The 552-nt window shown below is 52.2% G+C and carries 1 rRNA gene; it reads left to right on the top strand.

Features of this window, described 5'->3' with window-relative positions:
- Window positions 1-95: 95 nt before the first annotated feature.
- Window positions 96-552: ribosomal RNA gene (locus tag OK412_RS23405) — 16S ribosomal RNA — on the top strand; the annotation flags it as partial.

Consider the following 552-nt stretch of genomic DNA (forward strand, 5'->3'; position numbering starts at 1 on the left):
AAAAAATATCAAGCCTCACGAGTGAACACATAATGAAATTCATTATGACGTTTTACAGATGAGCACCGCTTAACTTGTTTAAGCAAATCAAACTTAAATTGAAGAGTTTGATCATGGCTCAGATTGAACGCTGGCGGCAGGCCTAACACATGCAAGTCGGACGGTAGCACAGAGGAGCTTGCTCCTTGGGTGACGAGTGGCGGACGGGTGAGTAATGTCTGGGGATCTGCCCGATAGAGGGGGATAACCACTGGAAACGGTGGCTAATACCGCATAACGTCGCAAGACCAAAGAGGGGGACCTTCGGGCCTCTCACTATCGGATGAACCCAGATGGGATTAGCTAGTAGGCGGGGTAATGGCCCACCTAGGCGACGATCCCTAGCTGGTCTGAGAGGATGACCAGCCACACTGGAACTGAGACACGGTCCAGACTCCTACGGGAGGCAGCAGTGGGGAATATTGCACAATGGGCGCAAGCCTGATGCAGCCATGCCGCGTGTATGAAGAAGGCCTTCGGGTTGTAAAGTACTTTCAGCGGGGAGGAAGGCGA

This window comes from Pantoea sp. JV6, from assembly GCF_025910055.1.
Classification (GTDB): domain Bacteria; phylum Pseudomonadota; class Gammaproteobacteria; order Enterobacterales; family Enterobacteriaceae; genus Pantoea; species Pantoea agglomerans.